Source organism: Carboxylicivirga linearis (assembly GCF_018271995.1).
Taxonomy (GTDB): domain Bacteria; phylum Bacteroidota; class Bacteroidia; order Bacteroidales; family Marinilabiliaceae; genus Carboxylicivirga; species Carboxylicivirga linearis.
The window spans coordinates 87,033-110,591 of record NZ_JAGUCO010000014.1 but is presented as its reverse complement, the minus strand read 5'-3'; the positions used below and the strand labels follow the sequence as shown (position 1 = coordinate 110,591).

16 protein-coding genes and 1 riboswitch are annotated in these 23,559 nt (G+C 36.6%); of the genes, 4 read left to right on the top strand and 12 right to left on the bottom strand.

Annotation, left to right across the window (positions count from 1 at the left end; genetic code table 11):
- Positions 1-5 precede the first annotated feature (5 nt).
- Positions 6-2,438, top strand: coding sequence for a mechanosensitive ion channel domain-containing protein (locus tag KEM10_RS15760; protein ID WP_212216994.1), 2,433 nt, complete (start codon positions 6-8; stop codon positions 2,436-2,438).
- A 93-nt stretch (positions 2,439-2,531) separates the two neighbouring features.
- On the opposite strand, the gene KEM10_RS15755 is transcribed toward KEM10_RS15760, so the two are convergent.
- Together KEM10_RS15755 and KEM10_RS15750 are read right to left on the bottom strand one after the other, a co-directional pair.
- Entirely contained in the window at positions 2,532-3,725 is a 1,194-nt protein-coding gene (locus tag KEM10_RS15755; protein WP_212216993.1) for a hypothetical protein, read from the bottom strand.
- A 40-nt stretch (positions 3,726-3,765) separates the two neighbouring features.
- A complete protein-coding gene (locus tag KEM10_RS15750; RefSeq protein ID WP_212216992.1) occupies positions 3,766-6,504 on the bottom strand; it encodes a TonB-dependent receptor in 2,739 nt (912 codons plus the stop codon).
- Positions 6,505-6,841: 337 nt separating this feature from the next.
- On the opposite strand from KEM10_RS15750, the gene KEM10_RS15745 reads away from it, so the two are divergent.
- Positions 6,842-7,255 (top strand): acyl-CoA thioesterase, encoded by a 414-nt coding sequence (locus tag KEM10_RS15745; RefSeq protein ID WP_212216991.1) that lies wholly within the window; start codon positions 6,842-6,844, stop codon positions 7,253-7,255.
- A 426-nt stretch (positions 7,256-7,681) separates the two neighbouring features.
- Here the strand turns inward: KEM10_RS15745 and ung are convergent, their stop codons facing one another.
- Complete coding sequence (gene ung / locus KEM10_RS15740) at positions 7,682-8,344, bottom strand: uracil-DNA glycosylase (RefSeq protein WP_212216990.1); 663 nt, start codon at positions 8,342-8,344, stop codon at positions 7,682-7,684.
- A gap of 654 nt (positions 8,345-8,998) precedes the next feature.
- Between ung and gpmI the strand changes: the two genes are divergently transcribed.
- Together gpmI and KEM10_RS15730 are read left to right on the top strand one after the other, a co-directional pair.
- Positions 8,999-10,513 carry a 2,3-bisphosphoglycerate-independent phosphoglycerate mutase gene (gene gpmI, locus KEM10_RS15735; RefSeq protein WP_212216989.1) on the top strand — a complete coding sequence of 505 codons (1,515 nt, stop codon included), beginning with the start codon at positions 8,999-9,001 and terminating at the stop codon, positions 10,511-10,513.
- 405 nt (positions 10,514-10,918) lie between these two features.
- A complete protein-coding gene (locus KEM10_RS15730; protein WP_212216988.1) occupies positions 10,919-11,074 on the top strand; it encodes a hypothetical protein in 156 nt (51 codons plus the stop codon).
- Positions 11,075-11,089: 15 nt separating this feature from the next.
- On the opposite strand, the gene KEM10_RS15725 is transcribed toward KEM10_RS15730, so the two are convergent.
- The 9 genes from KEM10_RS15725 to KEM10_RS15685 form a co-directional block, all read right to left on the bottom strand.
- Positions 11,090-11,671, bottom strand: a complete 582-nt coding sequence (locus KEM10_RS15725; protein ID WP_212216987.1) for a DUF3109 family protein — start codon at positions 11,669-11,671, stop codon at positions 11,090-11,092.
- Between the two features lie 164 nt (positions 11,672-11,835).
- On the bottom strand, positions 11,836-12,837 hold the full coding sequence (locus KEM10_RS15720; protein ID WP_212216986.1) for a glycoside hydrolase family 43 protein: 1,002 nt from the start codon (positions 12,835-12,837) through the stop codon (positions 11,836-11,838).
- A gap of 1 nt (position 12,838) precedes the next feature.
- Positions 12,839-14,260 (bottom strand): MFS transporter, encoded by a 1,422-nt coding sequence (locus tag KEM10_RS15715; protein ID WP_212216985.1) that lies wholly within the window; start codon positions 14,258-14,260, stop codon positions 12,839-12,841.
- A gap of 593 nt (positions 14,261-14,853) precedes the next feature.
- Positions 14,854-15,744 carry an ABC transporter substrate-binding protein gene (locus KEM10_RS15710; protein ID WP_212216984.1) on the bottom strand — a complete coding sequence of 297 codons (891 nt, stop codon included), beginning with the start codon at positions 15,742-15,744 and terminating at the stop codon, positions 14,854-14,856.
- A gap of 4 nt (positions 15,745-15,748) precedes the next feature.
- Positions 15,749-16,291: a cob(I)yrinic acid a,c-diamide adenosyltransferase gene (locus tag KEM10_RS15705; RefSeq protein WP_212216983.1), complete on the bottom strand. Its 543-nt coding sequence runs from the start codon at positions 16,289-16,291 to the stop codon at positions 15,749-15,751.
- Positions 16,292-16,361: 70 nt separating this feature from the next.
- The gene (locus tag KEM10_RS15700) at positions 16,362-17,180 is read right to left on the bottom strand and encodes an ABC transporter ATP-binding protein (RefSeq protein ID WP_212216982.1); all 819 of its coding nucleotides are present in this window, start codon (positions 17,178-17,180) and stop codon (positions 16,362-16,364) included.
- Complete coding sequence (locus tag KEM10_RS15695) at positions 17,173-18,177, bottom strand: FecCD family ABC transporter permease (protein WP_212216981.1); 1,005 nt, start codon at positions 18,175-18,177, stop codon at positions 17,173-17,175. Before KEM10_RS15695 ends, KEM10_RS15700 begins: the two co-directional genes overlap by 8 nt.
- Positions 18,178-18,186: 9 nt before the next feature.
- Positions 18,187-20,100, bottom strand: coding sequence for a TonB-dependent receptor plug domain-containing protein (locus KEM10_RS15690; protein WP_212216980.1), 1,914 nt, complete (start codon positions 20,098-20,100; stop codon positions 18,187-18,189).
- Positions 20,101-20,217: 117 nt separating this feature from the next.
- A riboswitch (cobalamin riboswitch) is annotated at positions 20,218-20,412 on the bottom strand.
- Positions 20,413-20,541: 129 nt separating this feature from the next.
- Complete coding sequence (locus KEM10_RS15685; RefSeq protein WP_212216979.1) at positions 20,542-23,346, bottom strand: triple tyrosine motif-containing protein; 2,805 nt, start codon at positions 23,344-23,346, stop codon at positions 20,542-20,544.
- Between the last annotated feature and the right edge of the window lie 213 nt (positions 23,347-23,559).

Below are 23,559 nucleotides of genomic sequence, written 5' to 3'. Positions count from 1 at the left end.
TAAAAATGACAAAATTCTATTTGTTAATTGTTAGTATATTCCTTTCAGTCACCACTTTTTCTCAGGTTAATTTATTAGAAAAAGATTCTGTTGAAACCGAAAAAGGTTATTTTTCAACTGTTAATATTGGTGCAGAGACGGAAAAAACGCAGTCGTTTATACGTAATGTTAAAGGAGAACTCGAAGGGTTAAAAGATAAGGATGAGATCGATTCACTTGCAAAGGATCGATTGGAGAAAGTTAAAGATTATAGAAATACTTATTCATATGAGTCATTTTCTAATTTAGATTTCAGGCAGACCGAAGAGTTAAACGATCGGTTGTTGAATTTGAAATCTAATCTGGAAGAAGCCAGAAAGGAATTATCAGCGACATCAACCAACTTAAATATTTATAAAAGTAAAATTCAGGAATTAATTCAAAAGTGGAATGAAACGCATAAGATTCAGAAAGAACAAGGTAGCCCGGATCCTGTCATAAAACGAATTGAAAGCAATATTGCTGATTTGCAAAACTTGTTAAGTAAAGTTGATCAGTATAATAATTCAGCTTTAACAAAGCAGGATGAAATTACAGGAGCGATTTTATTTATTGATGAAGTTCTGATGAATATCAATAACCTTTTGGAAAGATTGAGAACTCAAATATATTCATCAGATAGTCCTCCATTGTGGTCGGCTTTTAAAAACGATAAGGATAGTCTTTCAATTAAAAAACGAATCATTAATACTCTGGAACTTAGACGAAGTTCTATTGTGAGTCATAAAGATTCGTTGATACATAGTAGTTTAATTTATATCATCATTTTTTCACTGTTTATTTCACTTTTTGTTTTCGTAAAAAAGAAATTAAATAGTAATGATGAGCTTTTAGAAAGTGCCAGTATTAAATTGCCGTATATATTTATATCCAAAACTATATCATCTTCATTTCTGTTTTCTAGTCTGCTTCTATTAATATTTTTTCCAGATTTAACACCCGAAATAAAAGATGTTTTAAAGTTACTTTTAATAATTCCTCTTCTTCGAATATTGCCATTTGTTTGGAGTCAATTGCCGAATCGTTTTTTCTATTTATCTGCCCTTGTTTTTCTTTTTATCGTATTAACCGACTTATTCAGCAGTTTCGTTATACTAAGTAGACTACTTGTATTAGTAAATGCAGTATTATGTACTTTTATATTTGCGTCCGTTTGGAAATGGCTAAAACAAAACATTAAAGTAAAAACAGACGAGTATAAACTATTTAGCAAGAGGATTTTACTGGTTGGCTTGTTTTCAGTTAGTCTATCGGTTATAATCAACGTAATTGGTAATAATTATTTGTCGATAATTTTATTTAATGGTGCTATAGCTCTTGTATATGGTGGATTAATAATTTTCTCTTCTGTAGAAGTAATCAAAAGTATATTCGAATTAATTGTACGCCATCGTATTTTGGTGGATTTGAATGTATTCAGAAACTTTCCGGATGAAATTCTTAAATGGAGTTTTAAGTTGCTTACTTATAGCGCAGTTATTTATTGGTTAATTGCTGCAGCTAAACGGTATCTTATTTACTCTCCAATATATGAATGGATATCAGCTATACTAACAAGTAAGTTGGAGTTGGAATCATTTAGTTTTTCATTAGGTAATATTTTCTCATTTGTAATTACCCTTACCGTTACTATTTATATTTCGAGATTTATAAGGTTTATTTTGGAAGATGAGGTCTATACTCATTTTGAATTACCACGCGGTTTAGGTGGGGCTATTACAATGCTGGTTCGATTGATACTTCTTGCATTTGGATTTATTCTGGCTTTTGGAGCTGCCGGTATTGATATTAGTAATATCACTATCATTTTTGGTGCTTTGGGTGTGGGTATTGGTTTTGGATTACAAAATATCTTTAATAATCTGGTGTCAGGATTGATATTAGCGTTTGAACGACCGATTCAAGTAGGAGATGTGTTGCAAATAAGTAGCTTGAACCTGATGGGAGAAGTGAAAGAAATTGGTATCCGAGCCAGTGTTATACGAACTTTTGATGGGGCAGAGGTTATTGTTCCCAATGGTAATCTTATTTCGAATGAAATGGTAAACTGGACTTTGTCAGATCGAAGGCGTCGTCAAGAATTACTAGTGGGAGTAAGCTATGGAACCGATTTAAAAACAGTTCTTGGAATATTAGATAATGTTGTTACCCAGCAAGAGGGCGTGATGAAAAATCCTAGTCCGTTTATTATTTTCAAAGGATTTGGTGATAGTTCATTGGATTTTAGAGTAATGTTCTGGACTCATTTTGATGAAGGATTAAAGATAAAAAGTGAAGTGGGTGTGGCTATTGATAATGCCTTTAAAGAGGCTAATATTACCATTCCTTTCCCACAGCGCGATTTGCATATTTATCCTGTTAATAAGGAAGCTGATGAGAATGATTCACTTTCAAACTAATGAAATAACAGAATAAAGAAAGGTCAGCTTTTGTGGCTGACCTTTGAACCTAAATTTGGGAGGTTATTGCAGTTATTGAATTGTATCTAAGAATTAGTTCCACTCAGTAAAACCTGTCCATCCAAATAATTCTTCCGGGTTTGGACAACCTGTGTTACCTTCAACTTTATTAACTGTTGCATCACCTGCTTCCGGCATTCTAACACCTGTTTCTCCATACTTATCTTCATCCCAACTCACATTTTCAACAGTGTAAGTTATAACTGATGAAGTTTCACCATCGTGTTTGCTATCCTGGAAATCGATTAATACATCACAATCACCGTTTTTCAATAAGATGTTTTCCAAGGTTGCAGTTGCACCTCGTCTGATTTTTACTAACTCGCGTAATCCTTTGTTTCCATCTTCACTTTCAGAGAATTTAGGAGTGCCTGAGTTATTAACGATGGTAATGTTTTTCATTGTAAAATCTGATTGTCCAACATGATCGGGTCCATTTCCGTCCATGTTACCGTCAGCTTCAATACCACGAGGGTCTGCCTCTGTTGAAGAGAATCCTTCGGTCCAAATTCCGAATGCATTTTCAAGTGTACCCGACCATCCTTCGGTTACGTCGAACATATCATCATCCTGATTAACAACCAAAAGGTTTTTAACATTAACTGTTCCACCAAACCATTCAATGGCATCATCAGCACCGTAAGGGATGTAAATATTTTCAATTGTGGTACCGTTACCAACTCCGTTTAAAGTTAAACCGTTGTGTTCAACATCTGCAGAAGAGCGGGCTCCGGTGTACATTAATTTTAAGTAAGTGATAGAACCTGAATTGTCGTTAGCATCGGTTCCTCCATATTCTAAACTGGCATCAACTTCTGCTTTATTAGTGGTTCCTTCGGTTGCACCTGAGATAGGAGCATAACCATTGATATGCAATCCACCCCAATCTGCCGCTTTTGGAGTACTTGCATTAGATGTTAAAGTAACAGGATCTTCTGCAGTTCCGTTGATGAAAATCTGCCCACCTTGCTCAACCATAATATAGCTATAAAATCCTGATTTTGCTTTAATGGTTGTTCCTGCGGGGATGGTCAATTTTGCACCTTTTTTTACACTAAGTGTTCCGTCCAGTACCCAATCTACGGTTGGATCTAACTCCAGATCTTCTACAACATCACCTTTTATTAAGTTGCCATCAATAACACCCGTATTGTTTGTTGGGTCATCATCGTTACATGAGCTTAAAGCCAGAAGGGCTAAGGATAAAGAAAATAATAGCTTTTTCATTTTTGTCAATTTTTTAAATTAAAGATTTGTATTCTGTGTTTTAAAATGAGTAATTCAAACCAAGGCTAATCGTCATACCTTTTTTATAGTTTTCGATTTCAACACGGTCGCCTGATGGCATATCGCGGTAATACTGGAATTCAGGATTTAGTACATTGTTGCATTTGGCAGAGATTCCAAGATGCTTGTTTAGTTTGCCTGATAGCACAAAATCCAGTGTAGGAATTCCTTTTTCCCAAAGGCTGGGCATACCGTCGTAACCGATGGAATAAATACGGTCGCTGAAATAATTAAAAACAACTGCTCCGGTTACCGAACGATTGGCTTTTTTATAAGTATATGATAAATCTGAATTGATAATGACTGGAGCCGCTCCTTCTAACTGTGAGTTGGCTTCGGTAGGTTGAGAGCTTGGGCTTACATGCAGTTTTACATTGGTGTAGATGTAGGATGCATTTAAACCAAAACTCAATTTATTATTGATGCTGGCATCACCATTCATCTTATTAAAAAGGTTTTTACGAAGTTCGAATTCAACACCACTTGCTACAGCTACATCACCGACGTTTTCGTACAATAAGAAACCTCCTGCATTGTTGGAGCTATAACGTGAAATTGGATCTTGAATGAGTTTGTAAAATGCACCAACAGAAATTATTTCACCAGCCGATAAATAATTATCCCATTTTACATCCAGATTATTATTGGTGGCCGGAATCAGATTTTCGTTTCCTCGTTCTTTAAATGTGATGCCAATGTATTCAAACGGAGAAAGTTCTCTCGATTGAGGCATGGTGTAAGTTCGACTAACTCCAAAGCGAAGCGAATTCGTTTCGTTCACATCATATTTTAGATTAGCACTCGGAAGAAAGAATAACTTTTCAAGTCGGTTGGTTCTTCTACCGTTTAATGAGCCATCTTCTGCCACTTCTCCGGCGTAATCAACCAAAATATCCACGTAATCAACACCTAGTCCACCCATTAAATACAGATTGGAATTAAGCTGGTACATACCGTTGGCAAAGACAGAATGAACGTACTTCTGTACATCGTAGAAGCTATGGATTCGCTCCAGATGTATTTGTCCGGCATCAAAACGATCGGAATTATAGATATAATCAAATGATACATTTTCTTTAGAATTGAAAAAGATAGTTTCGGTATTTTGAAGCCGTTGTTCATACTGAATCCCGTTGAAAGTATCTTTTGTCAATCGGTTGGTGTATCCAAATGATAAGTTTGAAAGTTGGTTGTAATGGTCGTTCAGTTTGTATTTAAAAGTCAAGCGTGAGTTGATGTCGCTACTGTTTAAATCAGAAAAGAAACGTTGGTTCATCCCCTTGCGGGTGTAAGTTTGATATTGACCATCATTCAGATAAAGGAAGTTAATACGGCGGTCGGGCTCGAAGCTTTTAACCGTATTGATTGCCACTCCGGCTTTCATTTCCCATTTTTCATTCAATTTAAAATTACCATAAAGTTGATTAACTAATAAAAGATTGTCGTTTATCTGTTGGCGGTGTAATAATAATGAATCGCGTTCGGCACCTGATTGCAATGCCTCATTGTCGTATCCTTCCAGTTCGGCAAAAAACTGAGAGTTGGTATGAATGGCCAATAGATTGTATGAAACATTGTTGCCATCACCCCAGCGGTAATGGGTATTAGCCATCAGCATATGATTGGTGTTGATATCGAATTTTTCAAAATCAATATCTTTATAGATGGTTCCGTCATTAATCATGTTTCGCTGACTTCCATCTTGTTGTGTTAGCGATTGATTAAATGAACCTGACACAAAAACGGATAATGGATTGTTGTTGATTTCGAATTGCTTTCCTGCCGAAACAGTATAACTCTGATTTCCCACGTAGGCCGCTTTAGAAGGATCTATCTTGTTTTCAAAATTGTAGGAAGTTGGAAGTTTACCGCCGGAAGGTCCATCGTAAATATTGGCAAAGCCTAAGCGGTTAACACCATCAACCTTAATAAAATTATCATTTACCGATTGAGAGTTGGCACCTCCCGATGCGTTGATGGTTAATTCATTGTCGGTTTGTAGAATCTTTGTTGATACATCAATAATGGCTCCACCCACATCCCCTGTTTTGTTGGATGTAAACACCTTTTCAACTCCAACCGATTGGATTATATCAGATTGAAACATATCCAATGCAATGTTTTTATATCGTGGGTCTTCGGATGGAACAGGAAAGCCGTTAAGAGTGGTGGCAATGGTTCTGTCGCCCAATCCTCGTACAAATACGTTTTTAACTCCTTCCTGCTTCGATACCCCTGACATCTTGGTTACAGCTCCCTCTGCATCGCCAACACCTTTACGCGACAACTCTTGTGCACCTATGCTTTGTACTGCCATGACGGCATTTTTTTGTTCTAACAGCAGCAGGTTCTCGCTTTCGCGGTTAGCTTTAGCAACTACCTTTACTTCCTCTAAATCCATTTCAGCCGTTCCCAGCTGAAAGTCAAGAGTGGTAGTTTCGCCGGCTGAAATTTTAATACCTTCTATTATTTGTGATTCGTACGATATGTATTGAACACGAATGGTGTAAGTGCCCCTTTCTAGCGGCGGCATCTCATATTCTCCCATAAAATTGGTGATGGTTCCGGTTGTTGTTCCTTCTATCACTATGGCGGCACCAACCAATTCTTCATTTGTTACTTTGTCAGTTACTTTCCCTTTTAATGTTCCGTTTTGGGCAAGTAACATACCACTCTTAATTAGCACTATTAAAAGCACTAGATTTTTTTTGAAATTCATTATTAAAACCTCTTAATATTAATTCTATTCCTGTGTTGGGACTAGGATATTTAATCGTAGATAATAATTAGGATAGGCTCTTTTGTTCTTAAAAGCACTGCAAATATATATTGCCTGAGAGATGAAAAAATAGGGTTGTAGCAGGCTTAACTAAATGAATATATAGGGGTCTGGAAAAATTAACATGGGATTTTAGATTTAACTTTAATTATTTGAAAATAAGGTGTTAGTAATATTAAGGTAGACTTAATTTACTCTAGGTATAAGTACTGATAGAGAAATGAAATATAATTTAATGTATTATGTTTGCCATATGTTAATCGGTAAAACAACATAGATGAATTACGATTTTGAACTGGAATTTAAGGTGCGCGATTATGAATGTGATCTGCAAGGGATAGTTAATAATTCGGTTTATCAGAATTACCTGGAGCATACACGTCATGAGTTTTTAGATACAATAGGATTGAATTTTAAAGCACTGTTCGATAAAGGGGTGGTAGCTGTTGTGGCACGTGCCGATTTAGCTTATAAAACACCTTTGAGTAGTAATGAAAAATTTGTGGTGCGCACCCGAGTGGAGCATAAAGGAGTGAAGTATATTTTCTATCAGGATATTTATCGTTTATCTGACGAGAAGCTTTGTTTAAAAGGTGTAATAACCACAACCAGCTTGATTAATGGAAAACTGGCCGTGAGTGATGATATTGTGCAAGCGTTTGAGAATGTTATTAACAAGAGGGAAGATTAGAGATTAAACCATTAAGCAGAAATTAGCTGTTAGAAGATAGAAATTAGAGGGATTTAAAATATATGATGTTTAGATGTTGAATTGTCGAGTTGTTCAATTGAAAAACAAGTCACATTATAATATAGTGGATCACAGCTTGTATTAGGTGCTCAGGTAATTATTTACAAAAAAGCCTGCAGTTTGATTTCAGAATCGGTGGTGCTTCTTAGCACTAGGCACTTTTTATCAAGCACTGATGAAAGACCGAAGTAATTATTAGATTTTACAATTGACCAATTTTCAATTGTAGAGATGAAATACAGCGCTGCCTGAGCTTGTCGAAGGAGCGCTTGAGTCCTTAAGTAATAACAAATTCATTTATTATGGTAGTAGAAAAATATGGTAGAAGGTTCTACTGACTACTGCCTAAAACCTAACAAACTAATATTACCACTCAATCTGATTTAATCCCTTCTGAGCCAAATATTCATTAGCTTTACTAAAATGCTTGTTTCCTAAAAAGCCTCTATGAGCAGATAGAGGTGATGGGTGAGGAGAAGTTAAAATCAGATGTTTGCTTTTATCAATTAATGCTGATTTTTTAATGGCATAAGCACCCCAAAGCAGAAATACGATATTTTCTCTTTCCTGTGCAATGGTTTTAATAACACTATCGGTAAATTCTTCCCATCCTTTTTTCTGATGCGAACCTGCCTGATGGGCTCTTACTGTTAAGGTGGCATTTAAGAGTAAAACTCCTTGCTTTGCCCAGCGTTCCAGGTTTCCACTTTGAGGAATGGATTTTCCTAAATCGGCATGAATCTCTTTATAAATGTTTACTAGCGATGGTGGAATTTTTACTCCATCGTTTACCGAGAAGCAAAGTCCATGTGCTTGTCCCGGACCATGGTAAGGATCCTGACCTAAAATTACTACTCTGGTTGATTCAACCGGGCACAGATCAAAAGCGTTAAATATTTTGGCAGCTGGCGGAAAGATGGTTTGCGATTTATACTCACTTCTTACAAAGTCTGTCAGATTCTTGAAGTAATCTTTTTCAAACTCATCATTTAATAACTCTTTCCAGCTTGCTTCAATTTTTACATCCATTCTTAGTTGTTTTTTCAGAGCATGAAAATAATAATGTTAGTTGAGGATTTAAAATCTTGTTGGTTGATTAGTAATATAGCCAGAAGGCAGAAGTTTGCTTATCACTTTTCTAAACTATCAATTGATAGAATTCTTAAAATGTGTTTTCGTAAAAAAGTTAGCATCTGTTAATTAAATTTAATTCCATTAAAACCTTGAAACTTTTTGATTTATACTGACGTTTTAGACTATGAACAGTAACCAAATAATCTAAGAATACAATGCTAACAATACTTATTATTACGGCGATTTTTGTGAAGTTGGGATGGATTGAGACACCCGTTTTTAGAAAGTATTATTTTACCAATCGGTATTTTTTCTTGTATCCGATAATTGTTAAGAAGTAAATTTAAAAATATGAGTTAAAGATGAGCAGGCTATAATTGTTTGCTCATTTTTTTTGCCTCTACCATTCATATCCCATTAAGAAGATTTAACGATTTAATGCTTAATACTAATAAACCAAAGATGTCTGCCATTGTTTTTCTTCAGAAAGCAATTTGGTTGTTATTTAAATGGCTGTACATTTTTACATTGAATACTAATTAAGTATTTTTGCGCAGCTTTTTATAATAGACAGAAAGAAAAGAATATAGAAAAATAAAATATCATAACATGAGTAAAAAGACGATTCTTGTCATTTTAGACGGATGGGGATTTGGAGATAAATCCAAATCAGACGTAATTTCACAAGTAGAAACTCCTTACTGGGATTCATTATTAGCTAAATATCCTTATTCAGAATTACAAGCTTCTGGCGAAAACGTAGGTTTGCCTGACGGACAGATGGGTAACTCTGAAGTAGGTCACTTAAACATTGGTGCCGGTCGTGTGGTATACCAGGATTTGGTAAAAATCAACCGTGCTTGTGCTGATGGTTCAATTGCTGAAAACAAAGCATTGTCTGAAGCTTATGCTTACGCTAAAGAAAGCGGTAAAAAAGTACACTTACTAGGTTTGATGAGTAAAGGTGGTGTACACAGTAGCCAGGATCATATCCACACTTTGTTAGATGTTGCTAAATCATACGATTTAAATGATGTTTTTGTACATGCATTCATGGATGGTCGTGATACTGACCCTCGCAGTGGTAAAGGTTTCATGACTGAATTAGTAGATCACATGGCTAAATCGACAGGTGCTGTGGCTACAGTAACTGGTCGTTATTACGCTATGGACCGCGATAACCGTTGGGAGCGCGTTAAAGAAGCGTACGATGTAATGGTTTCAGGTGTTGGTTCAGAAACTACCAATGTATTAGATGCTATTCAGGCTTCATACGATGCTGAAGTAACAGATGAGTTTATAAAGCCTATCGTTAATACTTCTGTTAACGGTAAAATTGAAGAAGGTGATGTAGTTGTTTTCTTCAACTTCCGTAACGACCGTGCTAAAGAGTTAACCATTGCATTAACTCAAAAAGATATGCCTGAGCATGGTTTAAAAACCATTCCATTGCACTATTGCACAATGGTACCTTACGATGCAACTTTCGAAGGTTTACATATTCTTTTCGATAAAGAAAACGTAAAAGAAACCATTGGTGAAGTAGTTTCAAAAGCAGGTTTGAAGCAATTACGTATTGCCGAAACTGAAAAATATGCTCACGTTACATTCTTCTTCTCTGGTGGTCGCGAGGCTGTTTTCGAAGGAGAAGATCGTATTTTGGTTAACTCACCTAAAGTAGCAACTTACGACTTACAACCAGAAATGAGTGCTTTCGAAGTAAAAGATAAAGTGGTAACTGAGTTGAACAACAAAAAGTATGACTTTATTTGTTTGAACTTTGCCAACGGCGATATGGTAGGTCATACCGGAGTTTACGAAGCCATTCAAAAAGCTGTAAAAGCGGTTGACGACTGTGTTGAAAGTGTAATTGAAGCAGCGAAGGCTAACGATTACGAAGCAATTATTATTGCTGACCACGGTAACGCCGATAACGCAGTAAACCCTGATGGCTCACCAAACACAGCTCACTCATTGAATCCGGTACCATTTGTTTGGGTAACTGAACAAAAAGGTGAAGTTTCAAACGGTGTGTTAGCTGATGTATCTCCATCTATCCTTCAGTTGATGGGTGTTGAACAACCAGAAGCAATGACCGGAAAATCATTGATTAAATTAAGCTAATATCGAGCTTTATTATATAGAAAAACGGCAGTCCAATGGGCTGCCGTTTTTGTTTTATGACCATCGATAGTTGAAGAATTAGTTTTTGATTTCAACTCTTGTATAATACTTTTGCCTCCGATATTAGTGCCTTAAAAAAACAAGCCATTAATAAATGCTAATTGGTTCACCACCCTTATAGTGGAGCAATTATTAAATGATAAAACCTTCACTCCTTGAGTAAACACTGAATTATTAAATATTAAAAGCTTTAATACTATTTGCGTAGAGCAATTATTAAATGCTGAAAGGTTCATTTCCTGAGTGGTGAAGCTTTTATTAAATGATAATAGAGTGTTTCGAGGAAATAGGGTCTTTTAGTACTTAATAACGAATGGTATAATTGAGGGGTGTTTATTTTTAATAATGAAAAGCCATAGTATCATCAGTAACGATATAAAATACCTGGGCTCTTATATTAAAAGTGATGGTGGAGTCTTGGTGATGAAAGATGGAGTTCAGGTTCCGGTATCGCGATTTAAGAAAAATGAGGTAAAAGCTCTTTTGTTGGACCATAAATAATCAAATGGGATGAGCTTAAATCACCCCCTGTTCTTTCAGTGTCTTATCTACATCAACCAATTCATCGTAAAAAGCCTCACCATATTTTCGGATGATAGGTTCTTTAAGGAAATTGTAAATAGGTACACCTAATTGGCCTCCTAACTCGCGAGCAGGAGCACAAATAGGCCATGTATGATAATTTAGTGCTTCAAAATCAGGATATCTGACTGTACGAATAGGATAGAGGTGACAAGAGATCGGTTTCTTAAAATCGATTTTACCTTCCTGGTGAGCTTTATCGATGGCACATTTACAAATGCCTTCTTCATCAAAATAGGTATAAACACATTCCTTACCATTGATGATTGGCGTTACTTTATCGCCATCCATGTCAACAACCCATTTACCTTGTTTTTCAATTCCCTCAATAGCTTTAGGGCTCAAATAAGGTTTTACAATAGGATAGATTTCTTCCAGAATAGCAGTCTCTTCCTCTTCTAACGGAGCACCTGATTCTCCTTCAACACAACACTCACCCTTACACACTGATAAATTACAAACAAAACGTTTGGTGAAAATATCGGTGCTTACTATCTTATCATCTATCTGAACCATCTTCTATTAATTGATTTGAAGCTGCAAAGATAGAAGAATTATTGTTTCTGACGAGGGGCCCTTTCTCTTCTCAAAAAATAGCATAAAAAAAGGTGGATTGCTCCACCTTTCTACAAACTATTTGAATCTACTAATTGATTACTCTTTACAAGGAATCAGTAAGTTTAATTAAACTCGAATACAGGTCTTCCGTCGGCATCAAATGTTACTTCCATAACCCTGGCATGACGGTTTGGATCGTATAAAGGATCAGCCACAATTTCTTCCAATGGACGAGTGTCAGTTTTAGGTACAACGGTCGGATCACCCACTGCCTTTTCGTAATCGCGGGCATGATAGATACATAAAGGTGTAACGCCATCTTCAGCTACAGTAAAACTGTTATGACCTGGGCCGTATATTTCTTTATCGTAATCAGTTTCCAGTACCGGATATCTTGATTTTTTCCAAGAGTTTCTATCTAGCAAATCTGAATTTTCATCTGCTTCCATCACTCCCATGCAGTAACAGGCACCTGTAGCACTTGCTGAGAAGGTGATGAAAATCTTTCCGTTATTTTTAATAACAGCAGGTCCTTCATTCACCCAAAAATCAACTCGTTCCCAATCGTAATCGGGGGTGGTAAGCATGAACTGAACGGTCTTCAGTTTAATAGGCGATTCCATCTCGGCTAAATACAGGTTAGAAGCAGCAAACTGTCCGCCTGTTTTCTCTGCCCAACAGAAATAGCGCTTTCCGTTATTTTCAAAGATGGTAGCATCCAGTGAGAAATCTATGAATGATTTTTCATCCTCGTCGGCAGCTTGCATCATACCTAACTCAACCCATTCATCTTTTAATGGATCCTGACCTTTACATTCTAATACGTAAGGTCTCAGCGCCCAAATATCTTCTTCTTCGCTGGCTGCAAAATAAACGTACCATTTTCCATCGAGGTAATGTATTTCTGGTGCCCAAATATGACGACTCATCGGTCCTGACTCGTGCTTAAACCAAACATCAAAAGTCTCGGCATTTTGTAACCCTTCCAGGGTTTTAGATCTCCTTAGTTCAATTCTGTCGTATGTTGGTACCGAACCTGTGAAATAATAATAACCATCGGTGTGCTTATATGCAAACGGATCGGCACGTTGCTCCACCAAAGGTTTGTTGCTGTATGTTGCCATCTTAAATATGAATTTTTGCTTTTATTGTTTCGTAATATTTATCGGTAATCTTGTATCGATAGATCAATACTCCATTTATAACATGGAACACGGCTGGTATTATGGTTAGCATTAACGAAATACCTAAAAGAGCTGTTTCTGTTTGTGCAGGATCCGGAGTTTCAGGTGTTGCAGCTATATATCCGAACCACGAAAGTAACAGACCTACTACACCTCCTGCAATACCCATTCCGGCTTTTTGAGCAAATGAGATACCTCCAAAGGCTAAACCAGAAACACGTACACCCGTTTCGGCTTGTCCATAATCAACAGCTTCGGCAATAGCTGTCCAGAAGATTGGAGCATGCACATCAACAACAAACGAAAGGATGAAATACATGACATAGGCCAGCATCATACTTTGTGGTTGAGGCTGCACTAAAACAAACATCAAAATACTAATTGCTCCAACAGCAAATTGCGACATCCAGAATAATTTAACCTTACAAAAACGTTTGGTTATTAAAGTTGATGCAGGCATTGCTAATATGGCTGCAGCCACACCTGTACCCATAAAAGTAGATTGCACTATTTCGTCACCACCTAAATAGTATTTGGCATAAAACATGGCAACAGAGGCTCTGATTACATATCCGGTTGTACCCGATAGGCATGAACCTAAAAGTAGCACCCACTGGTTGTTTCTAAACAAATACTTTAATTGTTCTTTGTATGGAGTTTTTTCAACTTCATGTTCAACCCGCTCAGTAGTGGTGAAAAAACAGAATAAAAATAAGATGGTTCCGATAAATGCCATAACGCCCATCGAAGCCTGGTAGCCTACTCTAAGGTTGATTTTTTCCAGCTTGTCGTAGGTAAAACTTAAACCATCTATGGTAAAGGTTGTCCAATCAATCTCTCCAACATATTTAGCCATAATTGGTACTAAAATGGAAACACCAAATGCAGCTACTTTTGCAAAGAAAAGGCGGTAGCCACTGGCTGATAGACGTTCTTTAGGATCACTTGTTAATACACCAATAAGCGAAATGTATGGAATGGTTACCGAGGTAAACATTAGCGTTACAAAAATGTAAGTTGCATAGGCATATATTAACTTGCCGGCATATTCCAGATCGGGTGTTGAGAAAGTGAAAAATACAGCCAACCCAAAAGGAACAGACAGATACAAGAAATAAGGACGAAAACGACCCCATTTTTCCGATTTGTATTTGTCGGTAATAATACCCATTAGTGGATCACTTATGGCATCAATACCTCTGACTAGTAAAAACATTAAAGCTACATGTGTAGGTTTAATACCAAAAATGTCGGTGTAGAAATACGTAATAATTAAGAACATCGACGAAATCACAACGTTTACCGCTGCGTCTCCCGAACCATATCCGATCTTTTCAAGGATACTTAGCTTTTGATTTTTCATTTAGTGAATATAAATGTTAGTTTTTCATTTTATTTAAGGGAGTGATTTCTACAATTAAAAAAACTTAAATACTATTCTTGTATTTGTTTAAAAAGTATTTAAGCAGGTAGATTGTCTCCTACTTACAAAGATTGATTGTAAAATTAAAAAAACGGTGGAGTATTGTTTCTAATAGGTGGAGTTTTAACGCGGGGAAGGACAAATATAAAATGCTTTTAGGAGTTATTGTGTTGAATATGTGTGGGTAATATGTGTAAATAGATTTCTCCTATTTTATAGCTGTATACCGGGTGTTAAGAATGAGTTTCTACAGCACTAGGGATGCAATTTGAGTACCGATAAGGATTGTCTACGGCTGTAGGAATAGGTTTGGGGTTTCCACAATGGCCTTCTACAGCTGTAGATATGCATGTCAGGTATCGACAATGGCAGTGTACAGCTTCAGCCATGCATACCCGGTGCCATCAACCTACCCTTATAGCTGTAGGAATTCGTTCCGGTAACTCACACCTATGTGCAGAGCTGTAGGATTGCATTTTTTTCGGCATGGACTGCCTACACATTTCTGGGGTTGCAAGAAAAAAATCTCTACTTTAAAACTTTACTTCAGGATAGAATATTTCGGCAAAAGTACGAAGTGCCTGATTAATACGGGGCCCATTCAGTTGTACCATATGATGATCAACTGCATAAACGCGATTGTTCTTTACTGCACTTAATTCTTTGTAATGCTCATGTTGGCAAAAAGCATTTTTCATCGAAGGTTCAATTAAAATAATATCCGGATCTTGTTGCATCAGGGTTTCCAGGTTGTAGTTCCAACCATTCACATCCTGGGCTATGTTAATACCTCCGGCTTTGTTAATCAACTCCGAAATAAAAGTATCGCCACCAGCAGTAAAATCGCCTCCTTTACCATAGCCAACAGCATAATAAACAGTTGGTTTTTCATTTGTTGCAGGAAGCTTATTAATTGTATTGGCTATGTCGGATTGAATGTAATTCCATAGCGAGTCGGCTTTTTCTTCTTCACCAATCAGCTTGCCAATATTCAGTATCAAATCGCCGGCACCACCAATGGATTCCTGACTTAAAAGCCAGGCAAAGGGCATTCCTAATTGCTCTATGCGGTGAGCCGTTTCTTTCTTAAAGTGCGTTGATGCCATTACAAGGTCGGGTTTCAGCTGAATCATCACTTCCAGTGAAGGATCCATTAAACCTCCTATTATCGGAACGTTTTCAACTTCGGGTGGATACACACAAAAGCTGGTTCGTCCAACCAGTTTTTTTTCTTCATGCAAGGCAAACATCACTTCGGTAATGGCAGGCGAACATGATATAACACGTTGAGGTGTATCCTCCAATTTTAATTCTTTACCGTATGAGTCGGTAAACTCAATTGTTTTATCTGTTTTACAATTGTTTGAATTGCATGCTATCAGAAATAGAGGTAATGCAAGTATATAAAGTATTTTACTTTTCATTTTTTTAAAATTCAATGCAAGCCTGGGCTGTTACGCCTTTCTTGTACGGGTGTTTAATCTCATTAATTTCTGATACCAGATCAGCCGCTTCAATAATTTCGGGTAAGGCATATCTTCCGGTTAACACCAGATGACGTTGCGGAAATTGTTTCCTCATCTGTTTGATCAGTTCAATGACTTCGTCGGACGTAATTACAGTATCTTCAAATTTTTCAGGCAAAGATAAGGCTATATTTACTTCATCCAGTATAATCATATCATATCCATCAGATAGTACCTTGTGTTGAGCCAGTTCCCATGCCGAATGAACGGTTTCTATGGTGTCTTCTTTTGATACTGTCCAGGTGCATCCGGCGCCAGCCTGATAATTTTCAACACCCAAACGATTCATCATGGTTATTTCTCCATAACCCGAGTCGGGTGATTTCATAAACTGAATCACACAGGCTTTTTTATCATGTCCAAGAGTGCGCATCAGCATTCCCAGAGCCGAGGTTGTTTTTCCTTTTCCGTTACCTGTTATAACTATGGTTAATCCTTTTGTCATTATATTTTGATGTTTGGATGTGTGATGTAAAGATGTTTAGATATAATATTCAGTTTTGTCTATTAATCTACTATTCTAACAGTTTATTCTTCTTATTTTTTTGATAATGAAATATCAGGTGCGGTTTCATGTCTTTGGAGCAAACCCATTCAGCATTCACTCTGAAGATGTCTTTTAAAAGTTTAGGTGTTAATACTTCAATGGGTGTTCCATTGGCTGCAATACATCCTTGGTCCATAACCATCACATGATCGGTAAATTCACTAACCTGGTTTAAGTCGTGAAGTACTGTTACAATGGTTTTGTTTTGAGTATCAACTATCTCGCGGAGTAGCTTTAATACTTCTATCTGATGATATACATCCAATTGAGAAACAGGTTCGTCCAGGAACATAAGAGGTGTATCCTGGGCCAATGCACGTGCAATGATTGCCCTCTGGCGTTCACCACCACTAAGTGTAGTAACTGAGCGATGGCGCAGATTTACAATGTCAGTTAGTGCCAAGGCTTCCTGCACCTTGCGTTTATCTTCTTTGGATGGTCCGGTTATGCCCGAATAATAAGGATATCGCCCCATCATTACTACTTCTTCAACCGTAAAGTCAAACTCCAATTGAGTGTTTTGAGGTACATAACTGAAGTAATGTGCTTTGTTTGCAACTTCTTCAGGTAGATAAATTTTGCCTGATGAGGCTTTTTTAATCTGAAGAAGGGTTTGTAACAGAGTTGTTTTACCAGAACCGTTACAACCTGCCACGCTGTAGAAGCATCCTTGATACAATTCGTGAGTGACACTGTTTAAAATAGGATTAGTACCAACTTTAAAGCTTAAGTCTTCAAAAGCCACCACTATCTTCTGCTGTTTTAGTTCTTTTTTTACTTTAAGCATGGCGGCGACTTCTTTTAATTAATATAAAAAAGAAATAAGGGGCTCCGAATAAGGCAGTAATACTACCTACAGGTAATTCGCCTGGTTGAACCAGTGTTCTGGCCAGGGTATCGGCCAGTATCAAAAATATTCCACCCCAAAGGGCAGATAAGGGTAGAAGCCTTCGATTATCGGCTCCCACTAAAAAACGCACCATATGGGGTACAATCAGCCCTACAAATCCTATTACACCACTGTATGAAACAACTATTGATACAGATAAAGCAGATATTAATAAGATGATAGCTACCTTCTGTTTTACATTGATGCCCAGTGAATGAGCTGTTTCGTTGCCCATCGACAACAGGTTAAGATCTTTGCAATATTTAAAAAGCATTACAAGTGAGAAAAGAACAACTGGAAGTACAATATAAATTTGTTTCCAGCTGATAGCGTTAAAACCGCCTAGCATCCAAAAATAGATACTCTCCATCTGCTCCCGGTTAATAACCAGTAATAAAGATACAATGGCGCCCAGCATTAAACTCATGGCTATACCTGCCAGCAATAAAGTGTTTTGTTCTGATTGTTTCAGGCTGAATGCCAACCAATATACCACAGCCAGTGCAGAACTGGCTCCTAAAAAGGCAAAGAAAGGAATGCCTAAAATGCCCACTTGTAATCCCAGAACTATAGCAATGGCTGCCCCTACAGATGCGCCGGATGAAATACCCAAAACATAAGGATCGGACATTGGGTTGCGAAAGATAGACTGAAAAGCACCTCCAGAAGCTGAGAGTGCCATGCCGGCCAAAAGAGCCATTACAATGCGGGGTAATCTTATTTGGGTTACAATCTGCCCAATACCAATATTGGTGTTTTCGGGTTGGCTAAAACTCATCCATAATTGTGACAAGCTTATTTGTGAAGGCCCCATGGTTAAGGCAATAAACGATAGTAGCAGTAACACTACCAGTGTTATTGCTACTATCCATTTATATTTGGCAGATGTAATCATGTATGTAAATTAATTTAAACTCAGTTGAATGCCAAGCAAAAAATGTCGGCCCGGCATTGGGTAATGCTGACGAGTTTGATAATTTTCATCCCAGATATTGTTTACTTTAAAGGTCAGGGCAGTCTCCACTTCGCCCTCAAAACGTTTTTCGATAGAGAGGTTACCAACGTTATATTTTGGCATTAAAGTAGAATTGCTTGATGATGTATATCGTTCGTCGACAAAACTATGAGCGTAAATTAAGCGCAAACCGCTATATTCTCCAAATACTGCGGCAGCTGTTTTTGATTTTGGAACATAAGGCAACAAATTATCGGTGTCAGGATCAACAGCATCCTGATGAGTGTAATTAATGTTAAAACCTGCCGATCCGTTTTCGAAGCTTCTGCTTGCGTTGGCTTGTAATTCAATACCTTTAATTTCGGCTTTATCCTGATTGAATACAGTCCAGCTTCCATCTTCCAATTCTCCCCAGCTAATCCAGTTCTCCAAACTGTTTTTGTACCATGTAGCCTGTACTTGTATATGAGTAGATGAAAAGCTTTGTTGATAATGTAGACCAGCTTCGTAGTTAAAGCCAGTTTCAGCCTCCAGGTCAGGATTACCATTTTGATAAGCACTGGACCAATATAAATCGTTAAAAGTTGGTATTCGATAACTGGTTCCGGCTTTGGCTTTGGCTGATAATCCACCAATAATATTTTGGGTGATGCCTGCATTACCGGTAATGGTAAAATCGCTGTCGCCGGCTTTTTCTCCTCTACCATTTAAAGTAACAAAGGTGCCGCTTTGTTTATTGTTGATACCGAATGAGGTGAAAGAAGCAATCCGATTTCTACCTTTCTCACCTTCGTATGATGACGATTCTGCTTTTTCGTAGGTATAATTAACGCCCAGATTCCATTTCAACCATTGCGTAAAATTAAGATCCAGTTCAGCTTCATTGATTGATGACAGACCAGTGGTATTGGTTGTGTCAGCCGAAGATGGTTTCTGATAGTTTGTTTCTGTTGAAAAAAGGCCTGAGCGAACTGTTAATGCACCATTTTTAATCGGAGCTTTCCATTCTGCAGCAGCTCTAAATGCCTGATCACGTTGTTCGGCGTCAGAGGTTCGGCCCCGGCCCAAGTCTCTTATGGTAGGGGCAATTTGTTTATTTACATCCTGATACCATAAATGAACACTTATATTTTGCCCGTTTTGTAATCTGAAATGGTTGTTCGACATCACTCCAAATTGATGCATATTGGCATTAGGTAAATCTTTGTCAATGGTAATGGTTTCATCGCCCGAGGTATAATCACCTGTAAACGGGAAATCATTATCTGCCTGCTGATAATAGGTTCGCAGGACTCCACTGTAGTTTTTATTTCCGTATTGAATACCCGAAGCGCCGTTAAATCTTCCAAAGCTACCTCCATTGATGGTTAGGAATGATTTTTTAGCATCGTTGTAATTGGCTTTATTATCTAAATAAATAACACCGCCAACAGCGCCACTTCCAAAAAGGGCAGAATTACCGCCCATTTCCATCTTAACATTATCGGAAAACAGTAGGGGGAGGGTTGATATGTCGGTTCCGCCATTGGCGATGCTTTGTAGGTTAAAACCATTCCATAGAATGGGTGTTCGATTACTGCCTGCACCTCTTGCATTTATGCTGGATGATCCTACTCCGTAGGCATCAATATTCATGGGCGACATAAATTGAAGTACTTCATCTAAGCCTAAAGTGGCTTTTTGCATCAGTAATTGTTGATCGGGTTGATAGACAGTACTTCCTGCATTGAAATTGCTTAAGCGGTTTTCGGTTATGTTTACCTCAGTTAAAACAATTAAAGTGTCGGTCGATTGAGCCAATGGCTTTATAAAAGCTATGCTCAGCAATAATCCTCCGGTAAGAAGGCGTTTTAGAAAATTCATCTTTACAAATAATTTATTTCAATGTTTAAACTATTTGTAGCAGTTAGGATAATGAGAAGAAAGATAGATTTGTCTAGAATTACCTGTCTGTCTCTTCGCTTTTATTCCCGAAAGCTACGATACTTTTTGACTATGGCAGGTCTTCTGACTTACTCCTGAAAGCCGCCTTCCCATTCCCATCTGGTGAACAGTGGCATAAAGTGACTTTCAATACTGTGGAGCTTACAGCAGCGGGTACTGTTCAGGATTTACACCTGATTCCCTTTCAATACAATTTGAAGAATTGCATTTACCGTAATCGGATGCAAAAGTAGAAAAGATTTTGAATTAACAACGATTTTATTTTACTATAGAGTTGTTCTTGTTTTCTATAGTAAAGACTTAAAGTGACTTATATAGGGTATTTATTTTAAATGATATGATGATTACAATGAATATTGTTTATGAATCAAAGTCCATAATATATTGTTGCAGTTTTTCTTCTTTTTTCAGGCCTAGCTTTTTCTTAAGTCGATATTTCTTCAAATCCACACTGCGGGTGGTGATTTTAAATATAGGCGCCAACTCTTTTGAAGATAGATTAACTTTTAGATAGGCACATAGTCTAAGGTCTTCGTCAGTCAGGTTGGCATGTTTAGCTCGGAGCTTCTTAAAGAAGTTAACATGAGTTTCTGAAAAAGCAGCCTCAAAAACCAGCCAGTCTTTTTTCTCGTCAAAGTTGGATTTAATCATCTTTGATAGTTTCTCAATCTGACGAGGATTGGCAAAACGTTGATTTTCCTTTATTTGCTTTAGTTCATCATTTATTTTGTCAATAACCTCTTTCTTTTTATTATTCTGAATTAATAGATTGGATAGGCGATCAGTCTTTGTACTGACTTCATCTTGCAGTTCTTTTATTTCATCGTTAAGCTTTCTTTTTGACTGCATCATTCGTTGCTGATTAAGCTTTTTTCTTTCTTTTTCAAGTGAAACTAATCGTTGCTTTTTTAAGGCGTATTTATAATACAGACGCATTAAGAGGATACTTGTAAGAAATAGAATGAAATACAAAATATAGGCTATGGTAGATCGATAGTAAGGAGAAGCCACCGAAAATGCTACCTCAGTGACATTGCTTTTATTTTTTTCGCGAACCATAAAAGTGTATGAACCTTCTTTTAAATTCTGAAATACAGCAGTATTATTACTTCGTTGCTGCCATTCGGTATTGTATCCTTTCAGAAAATATTCATACTCCGAATCATTTAAATAATTATACGATGAGAATGTAAAGCGAAGTGTGTTAAAATGGTAAGGGATTGGCTGTCTCAGATCTAATTTAGCAATCTCACCATTTCGGTCGTTACTAATTTGAATGTTTGTTGTTTTAACAGGTTGATCTTTAATTGGTGAATTTAAAAGTCTGTTAAAGTTTGCCACCCCAAAACGATCCGATAAACAGAAGAACACTTCTTTGTTATTTATAAATCCTATCTTCTCATATTTGTAAATAAGATCATTTTCAATGCAGGAAAGATCATATTGTAAGGGAGTTATTTCATCTTTTATAAAATTGTAAAGTTGAAGTTCATTATCTTTTCTGATAAAACAATAATCATCGATTGGTTCAGATATATAAGTTATTTGATTTAGAGCATCAGAGCATGCAATAGTTTTATCATCTTTAAAGTAAACAGATGTATCACTGGCGGCTAATACAATTTTTTCATTAACCTTAAATGCTCTAATCCATTTAGAAGTATTGAATGCGGCTACATTTGTTAGCTTTTTTATTTGAGAAGTTTTATTCAGATTGTTAGGCCAAATCTGATAGGCAATGTTTGTTCCCGTTACAATCAGCGAGCCATCATTCAGTTCAATAATATCGCGGGTTAGCTCCTCAATATTTGGCAATGAATAAGAGTATTTCCAGTTATTATTTTCTTTTTCATAAACAGCCAGTCCAAAATAAGATGATTGGTAAATGATATTAGGATTTAATTTACTTTGCACTATACTGTATCCACCTGAAATATCAGATAGCCGTGATAGCTTATCATCTTTTAGAAGAAAGGTGCCATTATTATGGCCAATCCATAAAATATTATCCAATACCTCAATGTGCCAGATTTGTCCTTCGGTACCTTTTACAAAAGTAACATCATAAAAAGATGATTGCATTTCGTTTCTACGGGCCTGATATAAACCTTGATTAGTGGCAATAAAATACTTTTTCTTATATTTCACAAAATCATAAAACGACCCGTAATCAACCATCATATTATTAAGGAATAACATGGGTGATTGAATGTTAATTACCGATATTCCGTTATCTGTTCCAATCCACAAATATTCATTGTTTTGAAGCTCTAAAGCGTGTACTCTGTTGTTGGGTAAACCATTTGTTTTATTAATAATGTATTTAATATCTCCTTCAACAGAACCAATTATAATACCACCATTCATGGTGGCAAAGGCAAAGGTGTCATCATTTAACCTTATAGCTTTATTAAGCTGATTCGTTTTTAAGTAGTCATTCAGCGGATGGTTTAATGATTTTAATTGGTCATTTTCTAACACAAATAGTCCTTTATTCAATGATCCAATTAAATAAGTGTTAACATCAAGTGAGTCAATGTGTTTTATCATTAAAGAACTGATTTCTTTCGAATCGTGCAGAATCGATTCATTTCCCTTTAAGTTTAAAGCTATCAGTTTGTCATAGCTGACTTGAAATAGGATTTGATCATCAAGAGGGAAGGCATAGGTAGTATTTCCTTCTCGAATTCTCTCAATATGAATCTTATTTTCTTTATTGATATAATAAAAGCGGTTGAACGATTGGTAAATAACTTGATCTTGATACTTAAAGATTTTCCAGATATCGTTTGTGATTTTCGAATAGGAGTGAAATCCACTTTCCAGATTGTTTTCTAAAAAATATCCCATTAAATGGTTTCCGCCAACAAAAATGGTGTCTCCTGAACAATAAACAGCGCGAAGTATTTCATCTGTTTGGAACAACTCCCAATCTTCACCATCAAATTTTAATAGACCGAGCGAGTTGGCAAAATAAATATTTCCACTTTCCGCAGCTGAAATATCCCAATTCTGATTCTCAGCTCCATATTCATTCTTAAGAAAAGACTTAACATGAGGTGATGGTATTTCAAGCGATTTTTTAATGTTAATATTAGAAGCCAAAGTTTGACTTATAGATAGAAATAGTAGAAATTGGAGTATGCTGATTTGTAATCTTACCATTTAACTAGTCTAATGGATGAATTCTCCTCTAATTTTATTATTTGACTGGGAAAAAAACTTGCCACAAGATATTTAAAAAAGCATAAGTTCCGAAATATATGATGTTAATATGATGTATTTACTAACATCAATAAGTCAATTGTTAATTTAATGTTAAGAAAGTTGTATTTCACAACATGCAGTGTGTGAGGTAAAAAGAAGTTTGATGTTTAT